20 protein-coding genes and 1 other annotated feature are annotated in these 17,938 nt (G+C 54.9%); of the genes, 11 read left to right on the top strand and 9 right to left on the bottom strand.

What is annotated here, in order from left to right; translation table 11 throughout:
• Positions 1-542 precede the first annotated feature (542 nt).
• The gene (locus ACUY4S_RS08610) at positions 543-1,403 is read left to right on the top strand and encodes an L-threonine kinase (protein ID WP_458022621.1); all 861 of its coding nucleotides are present in this window, start codon (positions 543-545) and stop codon (positions 1,401-1,403) included.
• A 34-nt stretch (positions 1,404-1,437) separates the two neighbouring features.
• On the opposite strand, the gene ACUY4S_RS08605 is transcribed toward ACUY4S_RS08610, so the two are convergent.
• The 4 genes from ACUY4S_RS08605 to dacD all read right to left on the bottom strand — a co-directional run bounded on the left by ACUY4S_RS08605 (position 1,438) and on the right by dacD (position 4,874).
• A complete protein-coding gene (locus ACUY4S_RS08605) occupies positions 1,438-1,773 on the bottom strand; it encodes a DUF496 family protein (RefSeq protein WP_312687647.1) in 336 nt (111 codons plus the stop codon).
• 166 nt (positions 1,774-1,939) lie between these two features.
• Entirely contained in the window at positions 1,940-2,998 is a 1,059-nt protein-coding gene (locus tag ACUY4S_RS08600) for an FUSC family protein (RefSeq protein ID WP_312687649.1), read from the bottom strand.
• A gap of 121 nt (positions 2,999-3,119) precedes the next feature.
• On the bottom strand, positions 3,120-3,593 hold the full coding sequence (gene sbmC, locus ACUY4S_RS08595) for a DNA gyrase inhibitor SbmC (protein WP_458022622.1): 474 nt from the start codon (positions 3,591-3,593) through the stop codon (positions 3,120-3,122).
• Between the two features lie 120 nt (positions 3,594-3,713).
• On the bottom strand, positions 3,714-4,874 hold the full coding sequence (gene dacD, locus ACUY4S_RS08590; RefSeq protein ID WP_458022623.1) for a serine-type D-Ala-D-Ala carboxypeptidase DacD: 1,161 nt from the start codon (positions 4,872-4,874) through the stop codon (positions 3,714-3,716).
• A 210-nt stretch (positions 4,875-5,084) separates the two neighbouring features.
• On the opposite strand from dacD, the gene sbcB reads away from it, so the two are divergent.
• Positions 5,085-6,509, top strand: coding sequence for an exodeoxyribonuclease I (gene sbcB / locus ACUY4S_RS08585; protein ID WP_458022624.1), 1,425 nt, complete (start codon positions 5,085-5,087; stop codon positions 6,507-6,509).
• Between the two features lie 32 nt (positions 6,510-6,541).
• Here the strand turns inward: sbcB and tsuB are convergent, their stop codons facing one another.
• From tsuB to ACUY4S_RS08565, 5 genes are all read right to left on the bottom strand, one after another.
• Positions 6,542-6,769 (bottom strand): thiosulfate utilization sulfurtransferase TsuB/YeeD, encoded by a 228-nt coding sequence (gene tsuB / locus ACUY4S_RS08580; RefSeq protein WP_312687657.1) that lies wholly within the window; start codon positions 6,767-6,769, stop codon positions 6,542-6,544.
• Positions 6,770-6,787: 18 nt separating this feature from the next.
• On the bottom strand, positions 6,788-7,843 hold the full coding sequence (gene tsuA / locus ACUY4S_RS08575; RefSeq protein WP_312687658.1) for a thiosulfate utilization transporter TsuA/YeeE: 1,056 nt from the start codon (positions 7,841-7,843) through the stop codon (positions 6,788-6,790).
• Between the two features lie 165 nt (positions 7,844-8,008).
• Entirely contained in the window at positions 8,009-9,370 is a 1,362-nt protein-coding gene (locus ACUY4S_RS08570) for an APC family permease (protein ID WP_312687659.1), read from the bottom strand.
• Positions 9,360-9,422: a hypothetical protein gene (locus ACUY4S_RS23260; protein WP_505311344.1), complete on the bottom strand. Its 63-nt coding sequence runs from the start codon at positions 9,420-9,422 to the stop codon at positions 9,360-9,362. Before ACUY4S_RS23260 ends, ACUY4S_RS08570 begins: the two co-directional genes overlap by 11 nt.
• Before the next feature lie 286 nt (positions 9,423-9,708).
• Entirely contained in the window at positions 9,709-10,533 is an 825-nt protein-coding gene (locus ACUY4S_RS08565) for an SDR family oxidoreductase (protein ID WP_458022625.1), read from the bottom strand.
• A gap of 174 nt (positions 10,534-10,707) precedes the next feature.
• On the opposite strand from ACUY4S_RS08565, the gene hisL reads away from it, so the two are divergent.
• The 9 genes from hisL to hisIE all read left to right on the top strand — a co-directional run bounded on the left by hisL (position 10,708) and on the right by hisIE (position 17,908).
• Complete coding sequence (gene hisL, locus ACUY4S_RS08560) at positions 10,708-10,755, top strand: his operon leader peptide (RefSeq protein ID WP_001375657.1); 48 nt, start codon at positions 10,708-10,710, stop codon at positions 10,753-10,755.
• Positions 10,731-10,853, top strand: a sequence feature (His leader region). (Overlaps the previous gene by 25 nt.)
• Positions 10,854-10,887: 34 nt before the next feature.
• Positions 10,888-11,787 carry an ATP phosphoribosyltransferase gene (gene hisG / locus ACUY4S_RS08555; RefSeq protein WP_312687663.1) on the top strand — a complete coding sequence of 300 codons (900 nt, stop codon included), beginning with the start codon at positions 10,888-10,890 and terminating at the stop codon, positions 11,785-11,787.
• Between the two features lie 4 nt (positions 11,788-11,791).
• Complete coding sequence (gene hisD, locus ACUY4S_RS08550) at positions 11,792-13,096, top strand: histidinol dehydrogenase (RefSeq protein WP_458022626.1); 1,305 nt, start codon at positions 11,792-11,794, stop codon at positions 13,094-13,096.
• Positions 13,093-14,154, top strand: coding sequence for a histidinol-phosphate transaminase (gene hisC / locus ACUY4S_RS08545; protein WP_312687668.1), 1,062 nt, complete (start codon positions 13,093-13,095; stop codon positions 14,152-14,154). The genes hisD and hisC overlap by 4 nt, the downstream gene beginning before the upstream one ends.
• On the top strand, positions 14,151-15,218 hold the full coding sequence (gene hisB, locus ACUY4S_RS08540; protein WP_458022627.1) for a bifunctional histidinol-phosphatase/imidazoleglycerol-phosphate dehydratase HisB: 1,068 nt from the start codon (positions 14,151-14,153) through the stop codon (positions 15,216-15,218). Before hisC ends, hisB begins: the two co-directional genes overlap by 4 nt.
• Positions 15,218-15,808 (top strand): imidazole glycerol phosphate synthase subunit HisH, encoded by a 591-nt coding sequence (hisH, locus tag ACUY4S_RS08535; RefSeq protein WP_312687672.1) that lies wholly within the window; start codon positions 15,218-15,220, stop codon positions 15,806-15,808. Before hisB ends, hisH begins: the two co-directional genes overlap by 1 nt.
• Positions 15,808-16,545 (top strand): 1-(5-phosphoribosyl)-5-[(5-phosphoribosylamino)methylideneamino]imidazole-4-carboxamide isomerase, encoded by a 738-nt coding sequence (gene hisA, locus ACUY4S_RS08530; RefSeq protein WP_458022628.1) that lies wholly within the window; start codon positions 15,808-15,810, stop codon positions 16,543-16,545. Before hisH ends, hisA begins: the two co-directional genes overlap by 1 nt.
• Positions 16,527-17,303 carry an imidazole glycerol phosphate synthase subunit HisF gene (gene hisF, locus ACUY4S_RS08525; RefSeq protein WP_312687676.1) on the top strand — a complete coding sequence of 259 codons (777 nt, stop codon included), beginning with the start codon at positions 16,527-16,529 and terminating at the stop codon, positions 17,301-17,303. Before hisA ends, hisF begins: the two co-directional genes overlap by 19 nt.
• Positions 17,297-17,908 (top strand): bifunctional phosphoribosyl-AMP cyclohydrolase/phosphoribosyl-ATP diphosphatase HisIE, encoded by a 612-nt coding sequence (hisIE, locus tag ACUY4S_RS08520; RefSeq protein WP_312687678.1) that lies wholly within the window; start codon positions 17,297-17,299, stop codon positions 17,906-17,908. The genes hisF and hisIE overlap by 7 nt, the downstream gene beginning before the upstream one ends.
• The last annotated feature ends 30 nt before the right edge of the window (positions 17,909-17,938 follow it).

The following is a 17,938-nucleotide window of genomic DNA, read 5'->3' as shown; positions in this document are numbered from 1 at the left end:
TTTAACGGCATGGGATCACTATTTTGTTGCGCTATAACAATTTATTGCTTACCACGCTGAACGAAGCCTGATATATCCAGCATCTGGCGAAACCCTTGCGGGTGTTGGGAATTTTATCGCTGCTATCATTTGCATGATTCTGCACACGAAATGTTTGCGTTGTTAACGGATAGGTTTAGCGCAATGAGTGAAAAATAACCGGTGTGAGAAAATCCTTAACTGCCACCCTGCCGGTTGCACATCCACCGCAGTGAGAGAGTTTTTTATGCGTGCAGATCCCGGTGGTTGATTCCCGTTCCCAGAGAGGGGGGAAATAATTTACTTCACTCATTAAGGGTCCGGTAAAAATGCACTGCTACGCTTTCCCGGTAAATCCCACTGACAATGATATAGCGCAGCGCTGGCTCTGTGGTATGTTTGCCCCTCTTCGCACCTGCCCACAGCAGCAACAAAAGGGAGACGGCGGCGACACGTTGGGAAACGCTGGCGTTCGACGGAGCAAAGTGACACTATCCGGGCTTTTATTTTTAAGGAGCAGCGCTGTGGCACAGGCTCAGTGTCCCGCATCCTGCGGTGAACTTATCCAGGGCTGGATCCTTGGCAGTGAAAAGCTGGTTTCCTGTCCGGTGGATTGGTATAGCTGTGTCGAGGTTACCAGCGGTAAGCCACGTAATGATGAGCGCCCACTCACCCGTGCGATGGTCCGTCAGTTGCTTGCTCACTGGCAACTGCCGCCAGGATTGGGACAAACTCTGCGCATTGCGTGTCACTCCACCATTCCGGTGGCGAAAGGGATGGCGAGCAGCACTGCGGATATTGCTGCGACCGCTGTCGCAACCGCCCGCCATTTGCAACTCCCCCTTGATGAACGCACGCTGGCACAATTGTGCGTGGCACTGGAACCGACCGACAGCACCCTCTTCCCGCAGTTGACGTTGTTTGATCACAATACGGCCGGTACGCAAATCCACTGTGGAGGCCTGCCGCAGGTGGAGGTACTGGTGCTGGAAAGCCCGCTTACGCTGACTACCGCGGATTACCATCGCCTGCCGCGCCAGCAGATCCTGCAGGAGAATGCCACCGCGCTGGAAAGCGCCTGGGGTAAGTTGCAGCAAGCCTGCGCAGAGAACAACGCGACGCTGCTCGGCGAAGCGGCAACCATTAGCGCCATCGCCAGCCAGGCGTTACTGCCCAAGCCGGCATTTAATACGCTGTTGCGTCTGGTGGAACGAGGGGATCTGTACGGTCTGAATGTTGCTCACAGCGGCAGCGTGGTCGGGCTGTTGCTCGACAGTGATCGTCATGATGTGGAGGCGGTACGCGGCTGGCTTAAAGAGATGAAACTGCTGGCGCACTGGCCGCAGAACTTCCTGCTGAAAATGGTGGCGGGAGGGGTAACATAACGGTGAGAGGCAAACCTCTCACCGCTCAAGCGGGTTACTCTGCTTTCGCATCACCTGCTTTCAGTTCACCCATGGTTTTGAGCTTTTTGGAAATGTCGCGACGTTCTTTCGACAGCTCGGCGTTTTTGATGATGTAGTCATCAACGCGGTCTTCGTAGTCGGTTTTCATGCTGGCGATAATGCCCTGAATAGCTTCAACACTCATGCCTGGCTTGATGTAGTCGCTCAGGTTGTCCAGCAGCAGTACGCGCTTCTGGTTATCACGGATCTTCTTCTCGACGTCCTGGATTTCGCGCTGCAATTTGTTTTTACGGCGGAACAGACGCACAAATTCCAGTACGTCCTGGAATGAAGGCTTATTCGTTTCCATTTTTACACCCCTGATTATGTGAGATTCGGATTCGTTAAAGCAACGGCATGGAGGCAAACCTAACTCAAAGCCGCTGCAGATGACAATGATTTTTCCTTTTCGCTATCATAACCTCAAACCATGCTGAATCGAAACAACCTGACTGAAGCAAATGGTTATCTGTCGCTTATTTGCGCAGGGCGCGACAGATCAAATGCGACAACAGTTCCAGCTGGCGCGCCAGTTCCATACTCAACCAGACATAACCGTGGATCGCTGTTTCGGCCAGCGCATCGCCTTTATGCGCCTCGCTTAGCTGGCGAAGCTCAGCGACAATCTCATTCAGTTTTTCCGTATTGGCGAGAATGGGCTGCGGGTTGCCTTCATACAACGCATGCGCAATGGTCAACAGCGTCTGTTGTGTCATCTGCTGCGTTTCCTGCAACGTCCGGGCATTAATCATCACGAAATGGCTGGCGCGTGAGCTCCAGTGTGCGTTGATTTGCAGTTCCAGCATACATACCATATTGCGGCTGACCGTCTGGATAGCCTCAAAAATCGCTTTCTGAATATGCGTCTCTTTACAGGCCGGTGTAATCAGCCCACGCATTTTCACCACATCGTTGAGGATCTTTTGCAGATGTTTTTCCAGCCGGGGACGATCAACCAGATTACGGGAGAAGCCCGCCTGATAGACCCGGTTAAACGCGGTCACAAAACTTGCCATCTGGATACGCCAGTGCAGAAAGGCGCGCTGCGGCCAGATACCGGTAAATAACATCGCCAGCAGTGAACCGATAATCACATCGCCGCTGCGCCACAACGCGGTATGCATATCACCGGGCGGCGCGCCAACCACCACCGACAGCGTGATGCCAATCAACAGGGCCTGGTAGGGTTTTTTCCCCAGCGCCAGCCAGCCGCAGAGGAACATGGCTGCGGCACACCACAACAGCATAACCGGCAGTGAGATCAGCTCTAATTTTAAAGCGATCAGGCCAAGCACTGCGCCAAAAATCGTACCGCCAATACGTTCAAACGCCCGCGGTACCACATTCCCCCAGAATGAGATCGGCCCCATCAACACAACCAGCGTGATCAGCGGCCAGGTGCCCTCTGGTACGCTCAACAGACGGATCAACAAAAACGTCAGGATAAAGGCCAGCATCACGCGTAAACCGTGCACGATGCGGTAGTGGCGGTAAAGACGAATTTCGAAAGGGCTGAGTGATTTATCGCGACGCACTGCCGCTCTCCAGTCTGCAAAAGCGAAATTGTAGCGATTTTTCCGTGGCGTGAATCACTGTTTAAAACAAAAAAGAGGCAGACAAATGCCGACTGTCGCCTCTTTTATCTTGCCCGACGCGTTAAAGTACTTTTGGCTCCACCGGGATATGCATGTCGATTTCCCAGTAGCCATCGCTTTGCCCGTCGTTCTGGTAGACCTCAAAGCAGGGCCCGGCGGCAATCTGCAACGACTGATCGCTCAGTAACTCATCGAAAAAGCGATCCCAGCACTGCTCAAACTCTTCGTTGTAGACCCGGGCATGCGCAACGGCATACTGCCCGCCGGGAATTTCGGTAGTGATGACCCCTTCGCTGTTCGCCGGCACCTGAAACGCGCTGTCGACGGTAATCGCTACGTCGCAGCGCAGTTTTTCTGGCGGCACTTCGTCCGGGTTATCGTAATAAGCGCAGATCCACTCCAGCGGCTGGATGTGGTGATGATCGACCCACATCAACAACTGCTGGAAACCCTGTTTGACTTTTTCATCCCACGGCCCCACCAGATGGAAACCGGCGATACGGCGTTTTTCAAGCTGCTTCACGTTGTAGCCCATGCTGCCTCCCTTACCGTTACTGTTTGGACATACAGTATAGCCGTTTAGCAAAGGGCTACCACGCTCCCATCGCAATTATGGGAGCAGACTCGCACCCAGACCTCTCGGCCCGCCGCAACGTCAGGATTTATGATGCAGATAATCGCTCAGACGTGAGAAGAAACCGCCTTTGCCAATACGCTGTAGCGTGACCAGCGGCCAGTGTGCAACGACCTGATCGCGATCGTAGAGCTGGATCTCTCCAATGCGCTGATGTGCCGCCAGCGGCGCGTTCAGCTCTTTGGCATCCAGCACATATTTGGCTTTGATATTAGGCAACTCGGCTTTGGGCAGTACCATCCAGTAATCCTGGTCGGTACCCACGTCCACCTGCTCTTTATCGCCATACCAGACGCGCTCACTGCCCACTTTTTTACCGTTACGTAAGATCTGTACCGTGTCGAAATTCTGCTGGCCCCAGTGCAGCAATTTGCGGGCCTGATCTTCGCGGCCTTTTGGGCTGTCTGCGCCCATGATGACCGCGATCAAACGGCGTTGGCCATCAGTGCTGGAAGCAATCAGATTAAATCCTGCGCCTGACGTGTGCCCGGTTTTCAGCCCGTCGACATTCAATGTCTTATCCCACAGTAAGCCATTGCGGTTTTGCTGCGTAATGCCGTTCCATGTCAGGCTTTTTTCACTGTACATATGGTAGAAATCCGGCTCGCCGTGAATGATAGCCCTGGAGAGCACTGCCAGATCGTAAGCCGAACTGTGCTGTCCGGGGGCGTCCAGTCCGTGCACAGTTTCGAAATGCGTATCGCGCAGGTTCAGTTTCTGCACGTAATCATTCATCATAGCGACGAACTGCGGTTGCCCGCCCGCCACATGGTCCGCCAGCGCGACGCAGGCATCATTGCCGGAATCGACAATCAGACCACGACTCAAGTCACGTACCGTCAGGCGATCGCCCGGTTTAAGGAACATCAGCGATGATCCGTCAAACACCGGGTTGCCTTTCGCCCATGCATCGGGGCCCACGGTCACGACGTCGTCGGCACGGATGCGGTGGCTGTCGATAGCGCGATCCACCACATAGCCGGTCATCAGTTTGGTCAAACTCGCCGGGTTGCGCTGCTGATGTTCATTCCCTGCAGTTAAAATTTGCCCGGTCGTATAGTCCATCAGTACCCAGGATCCAGCCTGAATCGCCGGTGGCTGCGGGGCGAAAGGTAAATCGTCGGCCAGGGCGCTGTTTACACAGAGCGCCAGCAAGGAAGCAGCAAACAAACGGCGTTTCAATGAAATATCCTCATAAGCATCTAAAATCGCCGTTCTTTTTACGGAAGTTCGTGTGTCGTTACCTGTTTAAATTGCAATAAAATGTGACACAAGTCTGATTTAGCAGCCTGATTTTGCGAAGTTTACCGTACGCCGCGCGGGTTTTTCTTCGGCACTCCACGCCGGATGGTTTACCATAGAGGGCATATTTACTGACAGGATGAGTTTCTGGTGTCTGATTCCGCCGTAACGCCCACTTTTCTCTTTCATGATTACGAAACTTTCGGCACCAGCCCGTCGCTGGATCGCCCGGCGCAGTTCGCTGCCATTCGCACCGATGCAGATTTCAACATCATCGGCGAGCCGGAGGTGTTCTATTGCAAGCCCGCAGACGACTATCTTCCGCAACCAGAAGCGGTACTGATAACCGGCATTACGCCGCAAATCGCTCGCGCCAAAGGCGATAACGAAGCGGCCTTCGCCCGGCGCATTCACGACCTGTTTACGGTGCCGAAAACCTGCGTACTTGGTTATAACAACGTGCGTTTTGACGATGAAGTCACGCGCAATATTTTCTATCGCAACTTTTACGATCCCTACGCATGGAGCTGGCAGAATCACAACTCCCGTTGGGATCTGCTGGATGTGATGCGTGCCTGCTATGCGCTGCGCCCGGAGGGCATTAACTGGCCGGAAAATGACAATGGCCTGCCAAGTTTCCGCCTTGAGCATCTGACCAAAGCCAACGGGATTGAGCATAGTAATGCCCACGATGCGATGGCTGATGTGTACGCCACCATTGCCATGGCGCAGTTGGTAAAAGCGAAGCAGCCAAAACTGTTTGATTATCTGTTCAGCCATCGTCATAAACAAAAGCTGGCGACGCTGATTGATGTGCCGCAAATGAAGCCGCTGGTCCATGTCTCCGGGATGTTCGGTGCCTGGCGTGGTAACACCAGCTGGGTGGCGCCCCTGGCCTGGCACCCGGAAAACCGCAACGCGGTGATTATGGTGGATCTGGCGGGCGATATGTCGCCATTGCTGGAACTGGATGCCGACGCCCTGCGCGAACGGCTGTACACAGCGAAAACGGACCTGGGCGATAACGCCGCCGTGCCGGTAAAACTGGTACATCTGAATAAATGCCCCATCCTTGCGCAAGGCAACACGTTGCGCCCGCAGGATGCCGAACGTCTGGGCATTAATCGTCAACAGTGTCTCGATAATCTGCAGATCCTGCGTGATAACCCGCAGGTACGTGAAAAGGTGCTGGCGATTTTTGCTGACGCCGAACCTTTCGTACCCTCGGAAAATGTTGATGCACAGCTATATAACGGCTTCTTCAGCGACGCCGACCGTGCAGCAATGAAAATCGTACTGGAAACCGAGCCGCGCAACCTGCCGGCACTGGATATTACGTTTGCCGATAGCCGCATTGAAAAACTGTTGTTCAACTACCGCGCGCGTAATTTCCCCGGAACGCTGGATGAAAACGAGCAGCAACGCTGGCTACAGCATCGCCGCAATGTTTTTACGCCAGAGGCATTGCAACAGTATGCCGATCAACTGCAAATGTTGTTTCAGCAGCATGAAGGCGACAGTGAAAAGCAGGCGTTATTAAAGGCGCTGTGGCAGTACGCAGAAGAGATTGTCTGAGTGCGCCCTCCCGTGATGGGAGGGCATGTGGCTTACGCTTTCTGAACGGTGATGCTCCAGGCGGCATCGCCAACCTGCTGATAATCCGTTACGGTGTGGCCTTCTTCTGCGGCCCATTGCGGGATGGCTTCGGTCGCCTGGGTGCAATCAAATTCAATGATCAGTTGATCGCCGCTGGCCATCTCCGCCAGCGCCGCTTTTGCTTCAATCAGTGGGAACGGGCAAACCTGCGTTACCACGTCCAGTTTTTTTACGGCCATAACAGCTCCTGTTAATAATTATGCCGCAGCCGCTGCAAGTTTTGCTTTGCGCTGTGGACGAACATATAAAAACCATGACGCAGTCCATACGCCAAAGATCATAAATACCAGCCCGATCCAGCCCTGCCAGGTCATCATGGCGGTCATCACCAGACCATTACCAATTGAGCAGCCACCGGCCATGCTCGCCCCGACCCCCATCAGCAGCCCGCCGGCTCCGCTACGCAACGTGGTTTGTACATCTGCCGCACGGACGCGAAACTCCCGGCTGGCCTTCGCGGCAATAAACGACCCCAGAAAGATCCCCAGGACCAGGAAGACGCCCCAGTTCAGGAACTTGCTCTGCCCTGCCACCAGAAACTGCAGAATGTTAGCGGTCGGGGAGGTAATGCCCAGGCCAAACATCCGCCCGGTGGCTTCGCTGAGCGGCCAGGCCAGCAACGCAATCAGGCCGATCAACACCGCGGTGACAAACGGATGCCAGCGCTTTTCGAACAACAGATGCGCCAGCCCACGGCGACGCGGCGGCAACGAGGCAATTTTCAGCTTCGGTTTACGCAGTTCTTTGACGACAAACCACAGGGTAACGACCAGCAATACGGCGATTAAGGGCCACACGGAGAGGCCGAAGGTTTCGGCAATAGAATTATGCGGCGTGCTGTACGTTTTTAGCACCCCGTTAAGCGTGTCGGCGTGCGGAGAACGCATCACCGCACTCATCACCATATAGGTAAACAGGGCAATCCAGCTGCCAATTAACCCTTCGCCCGCACGGTACCAGGTGCCCGTGGCGCAACCGCCCGCATAGACAATCCCAAGGCCAAAGATATAGCCGCCAGCGACCGTCCCCAGCCACGGGAACGCACCGGCGTTGTACTGCAGCAGCCCGGCCTGAATCAGGGCGAAAACCCCGACGCTCTGTATCGCAATGGCAATCAGCAAGGCATAAAACATGCGGTTGTTTTTGGCGATATACATATCGCGGAAACCGCCCGTCAGGCAGAAGCGCCCACGCTGCATGACGAAGCCCAGCAACGCCCCGCAGATTAATCCACTCAAAATCATAGATAACATAATTACTACGCCGGAAAATAATTAGACCGGGGATTATTCCCGGGCAGGCGGTGCGCAATCAATAACGAAAAAATCTAATTTAGTGCCTTTGGTTATTTACCGGTAAATCGCAGGCATAAAAAAACCGGAGTCAATGCTCCGGTTTTTATGCGGCTAGCGCGAAGATTATTGGGCAATATCTTCGTATTGTGGAACCGGATTACGGAAGCTGCGGGTAACGCACGCCAGGTAAACCAGACCGATACCACCCCAAATCAGGCCGAGGATCATTGAGCTCTGCTCAAGGTTGACCCACAGCGCGCCGACAGTCAGGGCGCCGCACACCGGTAACACCAGGTAGTTAACGTGGTCTTTCAGCGTCTTGTTGCGCTTCTCGCGGATCCAGAACTGTGAAATCACCGACAGGTTAACGAAGGTGAAAGCCACCAATGCACCAAAGTTGATCAGCGCGGTGGCTGTCACCAGGTCGAAGCGGATTGCCAGCAGTGCGATCGCGCCCACCAGCAACACGTTCCAGGCCGGGGTGCGCCATTTCGGATGAACGTATCCGAAGAAACGGCTCGGGAAAACACCGTCGCGCCCCATAACGTACATCAGACGTGAAACACCTGCATGCGCCGCCATACCGGAGGCCAATACCGTTACGCTGGAGAAAATCAGCACGCCCCACTGGAAGGTTTTACCGGCAACATAGAGCATGATTTCCGGTTGGGACGCATCCGGATCTTTAAAGCGCGAGATGTCCGGGAAGTAGAGTTGCAGGAAGTAAGATGCTGCGATAAACACCACACCGCCAATCAACGCCGTCAGGAAAATCGCACGCGGGATCACGCGTTCGGCATCTTTAGTCTCTTCAGACAGAGATGAAATACCGTCAAAACCAAGGAACGAGAAGCAGAGGATCGTCGCCCCGGTGATCATCGGCACCACATGCGCACCTTCCGACCAGAACGGACGCGAACTCACCAGTGTTCCCGCGCCTTCACCATGGGACACCCCATAGACGATGAGGCCAACAATCACCGCAACAATCCCCATCTGCAGGATCACAATCAGGGTGTTGAAGTTCGCAACGGTCTTGATGCTGCGCAGGTTAGAGATGGTCATAAAGGCCACCAGCGCCACCACGAACAGCCACGACGGCACCGAAGGCACCAGCGCTTCGAAGTAAATTTTAGCCAGCAGGATGTTGATCATCGGCATGAACAAATAGTCCAGCAGCGACGACCAGCCCACCATGAAACCCACGGCCGGAGAAATTGATTTTTGCGCGTAGGTATAGGCAGAGCCCGCAGACGGGAAGCGGCGTACCAGCTTACCGTAGCTCAGCGCAGTAAAGAGGATAGCGACGAGCGCGAAGGCATACGCGGTCGCCACATGGCCATCGGTCAGGCCAGAGACGATACCAAACGTATCGAACAGCGTCATCGGCTGCATATAGGCAAGGCCCATCATTACAACCGGAATCAGCGTAAGAGTCTTACGTAATTCCACGCGAGAGGTTTTTGGAGTAACGTTATGCGACATGGCTTTCCTCCTGTACGGCGAGAGCCGGCGCAAAATCAAAAAATTGCCCCATTTTGTTCTTTCCTCAGCGACAACGACTGTCGGTTTTTAAATGTGTATCTATCCGGTACGAAGCCCGGCCTCTTTTATTGAATGACGTTTTGCCTGCAAAAAAATAACCGACGGCAGATGGCGTCGGTTAATCTCTTCATTTTTTGCAGCGGCATATTTTGCACCAAACTAAAGCGTGATGACAATACAATGCGACGCAGTTTACGCAAATCATGTATCTAAGCGCATGATTAATAGGCTATCGCGCGATTATCAATCTTATCAATAGCACTATTTGCTAAAAATTATTACTCCAACGGCATCTGCATCGGATCGGGATAAAGGTAGTCGAAGCCTAACTCTTTGCAAATGCGACTGCCGTCGATGATTTTCCCTCGCTGCGGACTGTGTGACGCGGAAAACTGCGGCGGTGCCAGCCCAAGCTGGCGCGCCATTGCCGGGTAGAAAGTGGCGCGAGCCGGATGCTCCGGCGCACAGAGGTTGTAAATATGCCCGCCTTTCGGCGCCTGTAACAACAGCGTAATGGCGGCGATCACATCCTCCAGATGGACAAAATTGACACCCTGCTCACCATCCGGTGCCGTTTTACCGGCAAAAAAACGCCCCGGATGCCGCGCAGGCCCCGCCAGTCCGGCGAGACGCAAAATATCCACCGAGGTGCCAGGCAAATTATGCAACCAATCTTCCAGCTCTTTCAGTACGCGCCCGCTGGCGGTCACCGGGTTGCGCGCGGTGGTTTCTTTCACAAGTCCTGCGGCATCGCCATAAACAGAAGTGGAACTGGTAAAAATGATCCGCGGAATATGGTATGCCAGCGCTGAGTCGACAATTTCCTGCATCGCCTGCAGGTAAAATGTTTCGCCTGGGCCACTGCGGCGGGCGGGAAGAGTAATCACCAACGCATCAACGTTCATTAATGCATCGAGATCTGCCGCCTCGCAAACTAATTCCGGCTCGAGATTCAGTTTGTAGCTCTCAATGCCGCACATGCGCGCTGCTTCCACGCCATCCTGGCTGGTTTTGCTACCGGTGACCTGCCAGCCCCTGGCCGTCAGTGACAGCGCCAGCGGCATGCCCAACCACCCCAGGCCAATAATCGCGACCTTTTTCATGCGTCCCCCTGCTCTCTTGCTTCCGACCTTCCAAGGCTACGCCAGTCCGCGATAACTGACAATTTATAGAACCTATATGAAATGATTTAAAGATGAAAAAAAGCCCTTGCCTTCCGCAACCAAAGTGGTTTAGGTTAAACGACAACATATGAATAAGCATTCATCGAGAATTTTATGACCCGCGTTCAATTTAAACACCATCATCACCATCATCCTGACTAGTCTTTCAGGCGATGTGTGCTGGAAGACGTTTAGATCTTCCAGTGGTGCATGAACGCAGAGAAAGCCCCCGGAAGATTTTCTTCCGGGGGCTTTTTTTTGAACAAAATTCAGCAGGATAAAGAGGACAACAGAATGTTAGATAACTCGCGTTTACGCATAGCTATTCAGAAATCCGGTCGCCTGAGTGAAGACTCACGCGAATTGCTGGCCCGCTGCGGCATTAAGATCAACCTGCACACCCAGCGTCTGATCGCACTGGCGGAAAACATGCCAATCGATATTCTGCGCGTACGTGACGATGACATTCCAGGCCTGGTAATGGACGGCGTTGTCGACCTCGGCATTATTGGTGAGAACGTGCTGGAAGAAGAGCTCCTGACCCGCCGTGCGCAGGGCGAAGACCCGCGCTACTTTACACTGCGCCGTCTTGATTTCGGCGGCTGCCGTCTGTCGCTGGCCACCCCGGTTGACGAAGTATGGAACGGCCCGGAAGCCCTGGATGGCAAACGTATCGCCACCTCTTACCCGCACTTGCTTAAACGGTATCTTGACCAGAAAGGCGTGGCTTTCCGCTCCTGCCTGCTGAACGGTTCTGTAGAAGTAGCACCGCGTGCCGGCCTGGCTGATGCCATTTGCGATCTGGTCTCTACCGGCGCAACGCTGGAGGCAAACGGCTTGCGTGAAGTCGAAGTGATTTACCGCTCTAAAGCGTGCCTGATCCAGCGCGATGGCGACATCACTGAAGCGAAGCAGCAACTGATCGACAAACTGCTGACCCGTATCCAGGGTGTTATCCAGGCGCGTGAATCCAAATACATCATGATGCATGCACCCAGTGAACGTCTGGAGGAAGTTATCGCCCTGCTGCCAGGCGCAGAACGCCCGACAATTCTGCCGCTGGCAGGCGACCAGCAGCGCGTTGCCATGCACATGGTGAGCAGCGAGACGCTGTTCTGGGAAACCATGGAGAAACTGAAAGCGCTGGGTGCAAGCTCAATCCTGGTGCTGCCGATTGAGAAGATGATGGAGTAAGGCCATGAGCTTCAATACCGTAATCGACTGGAACAGCAGCAGCGCAGAAGAACAACGTGCGTTGTTAATGCGCCCGGCAATCTCCGCTTCTGACAGCATCACCCGTACCGTGGTTGAGATTCTGGATAACGTCAAAGCCCGCGGCGACAGTGCCCTGCGTGAATACAGCGCAAAGTTCGATAAAACCCAGGTCGACGCATTGAAAGTCACCGCGGAAGAGATCGCTGCCGCAAGCGCACGGCTGGGCGAGGAGATCAAACAGGCAATGGCCGTGGCAGTGAAAAATATCGATACCTTCCATAATGCGCAAAAACTGCACACCGTGGATATCGAAACCCTGCCCGGCGTGCGTTGCCAGCAAGTTACCCGCCCTATCGCGTCGGTCGGTCTCTATATTCCTGGCGGTTCCGCCCCGCTGTTCTCTACGGTATTGATGCTGGCGACGCCGGCACGTATTGCCGGTTGCCAGAAAGTAGTGCTCTGCTCGCCGCCACCGATTGCCGACGAGATCCTCTACGCCGCACAGCTCTGTGGCGTGCAGGAGATCTTTAAAGTGGGCGGCGCGCAGGCGATTGCCGCGCTGGCGTTCGGCACGGAGTCGGTGCCAGGCGTCGATAAAATCTTCGGGCCAGGCAACGCGTTTGTCACGGAAGCAAAACGCCAGGTTAGCCAACGTCTTGACGGCGCGGCAATCGATATGCCAGCCGGTCCGTCGGAAGTGCTGGTCATTGCCGATAGCGGTGCAACACCGGATTTTGTCGCCTCTGATTTGCTGTCGCAGGCGGAACACGGCCCGGACTCGCAGGTGATCCTGTTGACGCCGGACAGCGAGATGGCGACCCGCGTTGCACAAGCTGTTGAGCGTCAACTGGCAGATTTGCCGCGCGCTGAAACCGCTCGCCAGGCGTTGTCTGCCAGCCGTCTCATTGTGGCGCGCGACCTCGAACAGTGTGTGGAGATTTCGAATCAGTATGGCCCGGAGCACCTGATTATTCAGACCCGCGACGCCCGCGCGCTGGTTGACAGCATCACCAGCGCCGGTTCCGTGTTCCTTGGCGACTGGTCCCCGGAATCGGCGGGCGATTATGCATCCGGGACGAATCACGTATTGCCGACCTACGGTTATACCGCCACCTGTTCCAGCCTTGGGCTGGCTGATTTCCAGAAGCGAATGACGGTTCAGGAGCTGTCCCGTGATGGCTTTGCCGCACTGGCCAGCACCATTGAAACGCTGGCGGCGGCCGAACGCCTGGCCGCCCACAAAAACGCCGTCACTTTGCGCGTCAAGGCGCTGAAGGAGCAAGCATGAGTATTGAAGAACTGGCGCGCAAGAATGTGCGTGAACTGACACCGTATCAGTCCGCCCGCCGCCTTGGCGGTAAAGGCGATGTCTGGCTGAATGCGAACGAATTCCCGACAGCCGTAGAATTCCAGCTGGGGCAGCAAACATTAAACCGTTACCCGGAATGCCAGCCGAAAGCGGTCATCGACAATTATGCGCAGTACGCGGGCGTAAAACCGGAGCAAGTGCTGGTCAGCCGGGGTGCTGATGAAGGCATCGAACTGCTGATCCGTGCGTTCTGCGAACCAGGTAAGGATGCGGTGCTGTTTTGCCCGCCGACGTATGGCATGTACAGCGTTAGCGCCGAAACCTTTGGCGTGGAATACCGAACTGTACAGGCGCTGGACAACTGGCAACTGGATCTGCAGGGTATCGCCGATAAACTCGACAACGTGAAAGTGGTTTACGTCTGTAGCCCGAACAACCCAACCGGACAGATTATTCATCCGCAGGATCTGCGTGTACTGCTGGAGATGACCCGCGGTAAAGCGATTGTCGTCGCTGATGAAGCCTATATTGAGTTCTGCCCGCAAGCAACGCTGGCAGGCTGGCTGAGCGAATACCCGCACCTTGTGGTATTGCGCACGTTGTCAAAGGCCTTCGCACTCGCCGGTCTGCGCTGCGGCTTTACGCTGGCTAACGAAGACGTTATCAACCTGCTGCTGAAGGTGATCGCACCGTATCCGCTGTCAACGCCGGTAGCGGACATCGCGGCGCAAGCCCTTAGCCCGCTAGGAATTGTGGCGATGCGCGAACGCGTGGCGCAAATTCTCGCCGAGCGTCAATACCTCGTCACCGCGTTAAAAGACATCCCGTGCGTGGAACAGGTGTTTGACTCCGAGACAAACTACATTCTGGTGCGTTTCACGGCTTCCAGTGCAGTGTTTAAATCTTTGTGGGATCAGGGCATTATCCTTAGAGACCAGAACAAGCAACCTTCTTTAAGCGGCTGCCTGCGCATTACTATCGGCACCCGTGCAGAGAGCCAGCGCGTCATTGACGCTTTACGTGCGGAGCAAGTATGAGCCAGAAGTACCTGTTTATTGACCGTGATGGAACACTGATTTCCGAACCGCCCACTGACTATCAGGTCGACAACTTCAACAAGCTGGCATTTGAGCCAGAGGTGATCCCGGTACTGCTGAAGCTACAGCAAGCAGGTTTTAAACTGGTGATGATCACTAACCAGGATGGGCTTGGCACCGACAGCTTCCCGCAGGCGGACTTTGATGGCCCGCATAATCTGATGATGCAAGTGTTCAACTCGCAGGGTGTGGCGTTTGAAGAGGTGCTGATTTGCCCGCACTTCCCGGACGATGCCTGCGACTGCCGTAAACCCAAATTAAAACTGGTGCAGCGTTGGCTGGCGGACGGCGTGCTCGACGTGGCTAATAGCTATGTTATTGGCGACCGTGCCACGGATATCGAGCTGGCGAACAATATGGCCATTACCGGCCTTCGTTATAACCGCGAAACGCTGAACTGGCCGATGATTGGCGAACAGCTTACCCGGCGCGACCGCTACGCTCATGTAGAACGCCACACTAAAGAGACGCAGATTGATGTCAAAGTGTGGCTGGATCGCGAGGGTGGTAGCAAGATCCACACCGGTGTCGGTTTCTTTGATCATATGCTGGATCAGATTGCCACACATGGCGGTTTTCGGATGGAAATCACCGTCAAGGGTGATCTGTATATCGACGATCACCACACCGTTGAAGATACCGGTCTGGCGCTGGGCGAAGCACTGAAACTGGCGCTCGGCGATAAGCGCGGCATTAACCGTTTCGGCTTCGTGCTGCCGATGGATGAATGCCTGGCCCGCTGTGCACTGGACATTTCCGGCCGCCCGCACCTTGAATATAAAGCTGAGTTTACCTATCAGCGCGTGGGCGATCTGAGTACCGAGATGGTCGAGCACTTTTTCCGCTCACTCTCCTATACCATGGCCGTAACGCTGCACCTGAAAACCAAAGGTAAGAACGACCATCACCGTGTGGAAAGCCTGTTTAAAGCATTCGGCCGTACCCTGCGACAGGCTATCCGCGTAGAAGGCGACACCCTCCCCTCCTCAAAAGGAGTGCTGTAATGAATGTGGTGATCCTCGATACCGGCTGCGCCAACCTGAACTCAGTCAGGTCAGCCATTTCCCGCCACGGCTACGATCCGCGGGTAAGCCGCGATCCGGACGTGGTATTGCGCGCAGATAAACTCTTTCTGCCCGGCGTGGGCACCGCACAGGCAGCGATGGATCAGCTACGCGAGCGCGAGCTGGTCGACCTGGTTAAAGCCTGTACGCAGCCGGTGCTCGGCATCTGCCTCGGCATGCAACTACTCGGGCGTTTTAGTGAAGAGAATAACGGCGTTTCGCTGCTGGGTATCATCGATCAGGATGTGCCCAAAATGCGCGATGTCGGTCTGCCGCTGCCTCACATGGGCTGGAACCAGGTCTACCCGAAAGCGGGCACTCGCCTGTTCCAGGGGATCGACGACGGTGCCTATTTCTACTTCGTGCACAGCTATGCCATGCCGGTGAATGAAAACACCCTTGCCCGTTGCGATTATGGTGAACCATTTACTGCCGCCGTACAGAAAGACAATTTCTACGGCGTGCAATTCCACCCGGAGCGTTCGGGGCGCGCTGGCGCGCAGTTGCTGAAAAACTTCCTGGAGATGTGATGATTATTCCCGCGTTAGATTTGATTGACGGTACCGTGGTGCGTCTCCATCAGGGGGATTACGCGCAACAACGGGACTACGGTAGCGATCCGCTGCCGCGTTTGCAGGATTATGCCGCACAGGGAGCCGAAGTGCTGCACTTGGTCGATTTAACCGGTGCGAAAGACCCCGCACGTCGCCAGATCCCACTATTAAAAACACTGGTCGCTGGGGTCAATGTACCTGTGCAAGTGGGGGGCGGCGTGCGTACGGAAGACGACGTGGCTACCCTGCTGGAAGCCGGTGTCGCCCGGGTGGTCATCGGCTCGACGGCAGTAAAATCGCCGGACGTGGTTAAAGGCTGGTTTACGCGGTTCGGTGCCGACAAACTGGTACTGGCGCTGGATGTGCGGCTTGACCACCAGGGAACCAAACAGGTCGCCGTCAGCGGCTGGCAGGAGAACTCCGGCGTGACGCTGGAAGAACTGGTGGAGACCTATCTCGCTGTCGGACTGAAGCACGTGCTGTGCACCGATATTTCCCGCGACGGAACGTTAGCGGGCTCCAATGTCTCGCTCTATGAGGAAATTTGTGCGCGTTGGCCGCAGGTGGCATTCCAGTCTTCAGGGGGAATTGGCGACCTTAATGATATCGCTGCACTGCGCGGCACTGGCGTACGTGGCGTGATTGTTGGGCGTGCGCTGCTGGAAGGTAAATTCACGGTGAAGGAGGCCATTCAATGCTGGCAAAACGGATAATCCCTTGTCTTGACGTGCGTGATGGTCAGGTCGTGAAAGGCGTGCAATTCCGCAATCACGAAATCATTGGCGACATAGTGCCACTGGCAAAACGTTATGCGGAAGAAGGCGCAGATGAACTGGTGTTTTACGATATCACCGCTTCCAGCGATGGGCGTGTGGTCGATAAAAGCTGGGTAGCGCGCGTGGCGGAGGTCATTGATATCCCTTTCTGCGTGGCTGGCGGTATTAAGTCGGCTGACGATGCAGCAAAGATCCTCTCTTTCGGTGCCGATAAAATTTCCATTAACTCCCCTGCGCTGGCGGATCCTGAACTGATCACCCGGCTGGCGGATCGCTTTGGCGTGCAGTGCATTGTGGTCGGCATTGATACATGGTTTGACGCCGCGACAGGTAAATACCATGTCAATCAATACACCGGCGATGAAAGCCGCACCCGGGTAACGCAATGGGAAACGCTGGATTGGGTGCAGGAAGTTCAAAAGCGCGGCGCCGGGGAAATCGTGTTAAACATGATGAACCAGGATGGCGTGCGTAACGGTTACGACCTTGAGCAATTAAAGAAAGTGCGCGACGTATGCCATGTTCCGCTTATTGCATCCGGCGGCGCTGGCACCATGGAGCATTTCCTTGAGGCCTTCCGCGATGTGGATGTTGACGGCGCGCTGGCCGCCTCCGTGTTCCACAAACAGATCATTAATATTGGTGAGTTAAAAACGTACCTGGCAAGCCAGGGCGTGGAGATCAGGATATGTTAACAGAGCAACAACTGGCCCAACTGGACTGGGAAAAAACCGACGGACTGCTGCCCGCCGTGGTGCAGCATGCGGTTTCCGGTGAAGTCCTGATGCTGGGCTATATGAACAAGGATGCGCTGGCAAAAACGCTGGACAGCGGTAAAGTGACCTTTTTCTCGCGCACCAAAGGGCGTTTGTGGACAAAAGGCGAAACCTCCGGCCACTTTCTCAACGTCGTGAATATTGCCCCGGATTGCGACAACGACACCCTGCTGGTTCTGGTAAACCCGATTGGCCCCACCTGCCACACCGGGACATCAAGCTGTTTTGGCGACAACAGCCATCAGTGGCTGTTCCTGTACCAGCTTGAAGAACTCCTGGCGTCGCGCAAAACAGCGGATCCGGCAAGTTCTTATACCGCCAAACTTTATGCCAGCGGCACCAAACGTATCGCGCAGAAAGTGGGTGAAGAAGGTGTGGAAACCGCGCTGGCGGCCACGGTGAACGATCGCGAAGAACTGACGAACGAAGCGTCTGATTTGATGTACCACCTGCTCGTTTTACTGCAGGATCAGCAACTGGATTTGACAACAGTGATCGAAAACCTGCGCAAGCGGCATAAATAAGAGCGATAAAAAAACCGGGCCTGGCCCGGT

The sequence above is a fragment of the Kosakonia beeri genome (assembly GCF_054165705.1).
The sequence above is the reverse complement of the archived record's forward strand: the minus strand, read 5'-3'. Positions and strand labels throughout refer to the sequence as shown.

What these genes read in the sequence shown, in the direction of transcription:
- ACUY4S_RS08605 (WP_312687647.1), bottom strand. Translation starts at nt 1,773, where the DNA reads ATGGAAACGAATAAGCCTTCATTCCAGGACGTACTGGAATTTGTGCGT.
- sbmC (WP_458022622.1), bottom strand. Translation starts at nt 3,593, where the DNA reads ATGGGCTACAACGTGAAGCAGCTTGAAAAACGCCGTATCGCCGGTTTC.
- tsuB (WP_312687657.1), bottom strand. Translation starts at nt 6,769, where the DNA reads ATGGCCGTAAAAAAACTGGACGTGGTAACGCAGGTTTGCCCGTTCCCA.
- tsuA (WP_312687658.1), bottom strand. Translation starts at nt 7,843, where the DNA reads ATGTTATCTATGATTTTGAGTGGATTAATCTGCGGGGCGTTGCTGGGC.
- ACUY4S_RS08570 (WP_312687659.1), bottom strand. Translation starts at nt 9,370, where the DNA reads ATGTCGCATAACGTTACTCCAAAAACCTCTCGCGTGGAATTACGTAAG.
- ACUY4S_RS08565 (WP_458022625.1), bottom strand. Translation starts at nt 10,533, where the DNA reads ATGAAAAAGGTCGCGATTATTGGCCTGGGGTGGTTGGGCATGCCGCTG.
- hisG (WP_312687663.1), top strand. Translation starts at nt 10,888, where the DNA reads ATGTTAGATAACTCGCGTTTACGCATAGCTATTCAGAAATCCGGTCGC.
- hisD (WP_458022626.1), top strand. Translation starts at nt 11,792, where the DNA reads ATGAGCTTCAATACCGTAATCGACTGGAACAGCAGCAGCGCAGAAGAA.
- hisC (WP_312687668.1), top strand. Translation starts at nt 13,093, where the DNA reads ATGAGTATTGAAGAACTGGCGCGCAAGAATGTGCGTGAACTGACACCG.
- hisB (WP_458022627.1), top strand. Translation starts at nt 14,151, where the DNA reads ATGAGCCAGAAGTACCTGTTTATTGACCGTGATGGAACACTGATTTCC.
- hisH (WP_312687672.1), top strand. Translation starts at nt 15,218, where the DNA reads ATGAATGTGGTGATCCTCGATACCGGCTGCGCCAACCTGAACTCAGTC.
- hisA (WP_458022628.1), top strand. Translation starts at nt 15,808, where the DNA reads ATGATTATTCCCGCGTTAGATTTGATTGACGGTACCGTGGTGCGTCTC.
- hisF (WP_312687676.1), top strand. Translation starts at nt 16,527, where the DNA reads ATGCTGGCAAAACGGATAATCCCTTGTCTTGACGTGCGTGATGGTCAG.
- hisIE (WP_312687678.1), top strand. Translation starts at nt 17,297, where the DNA reads ATGTTAACAGAGCAACAACTGGCCCAACTGGACTGGGAAAAAACCGAC.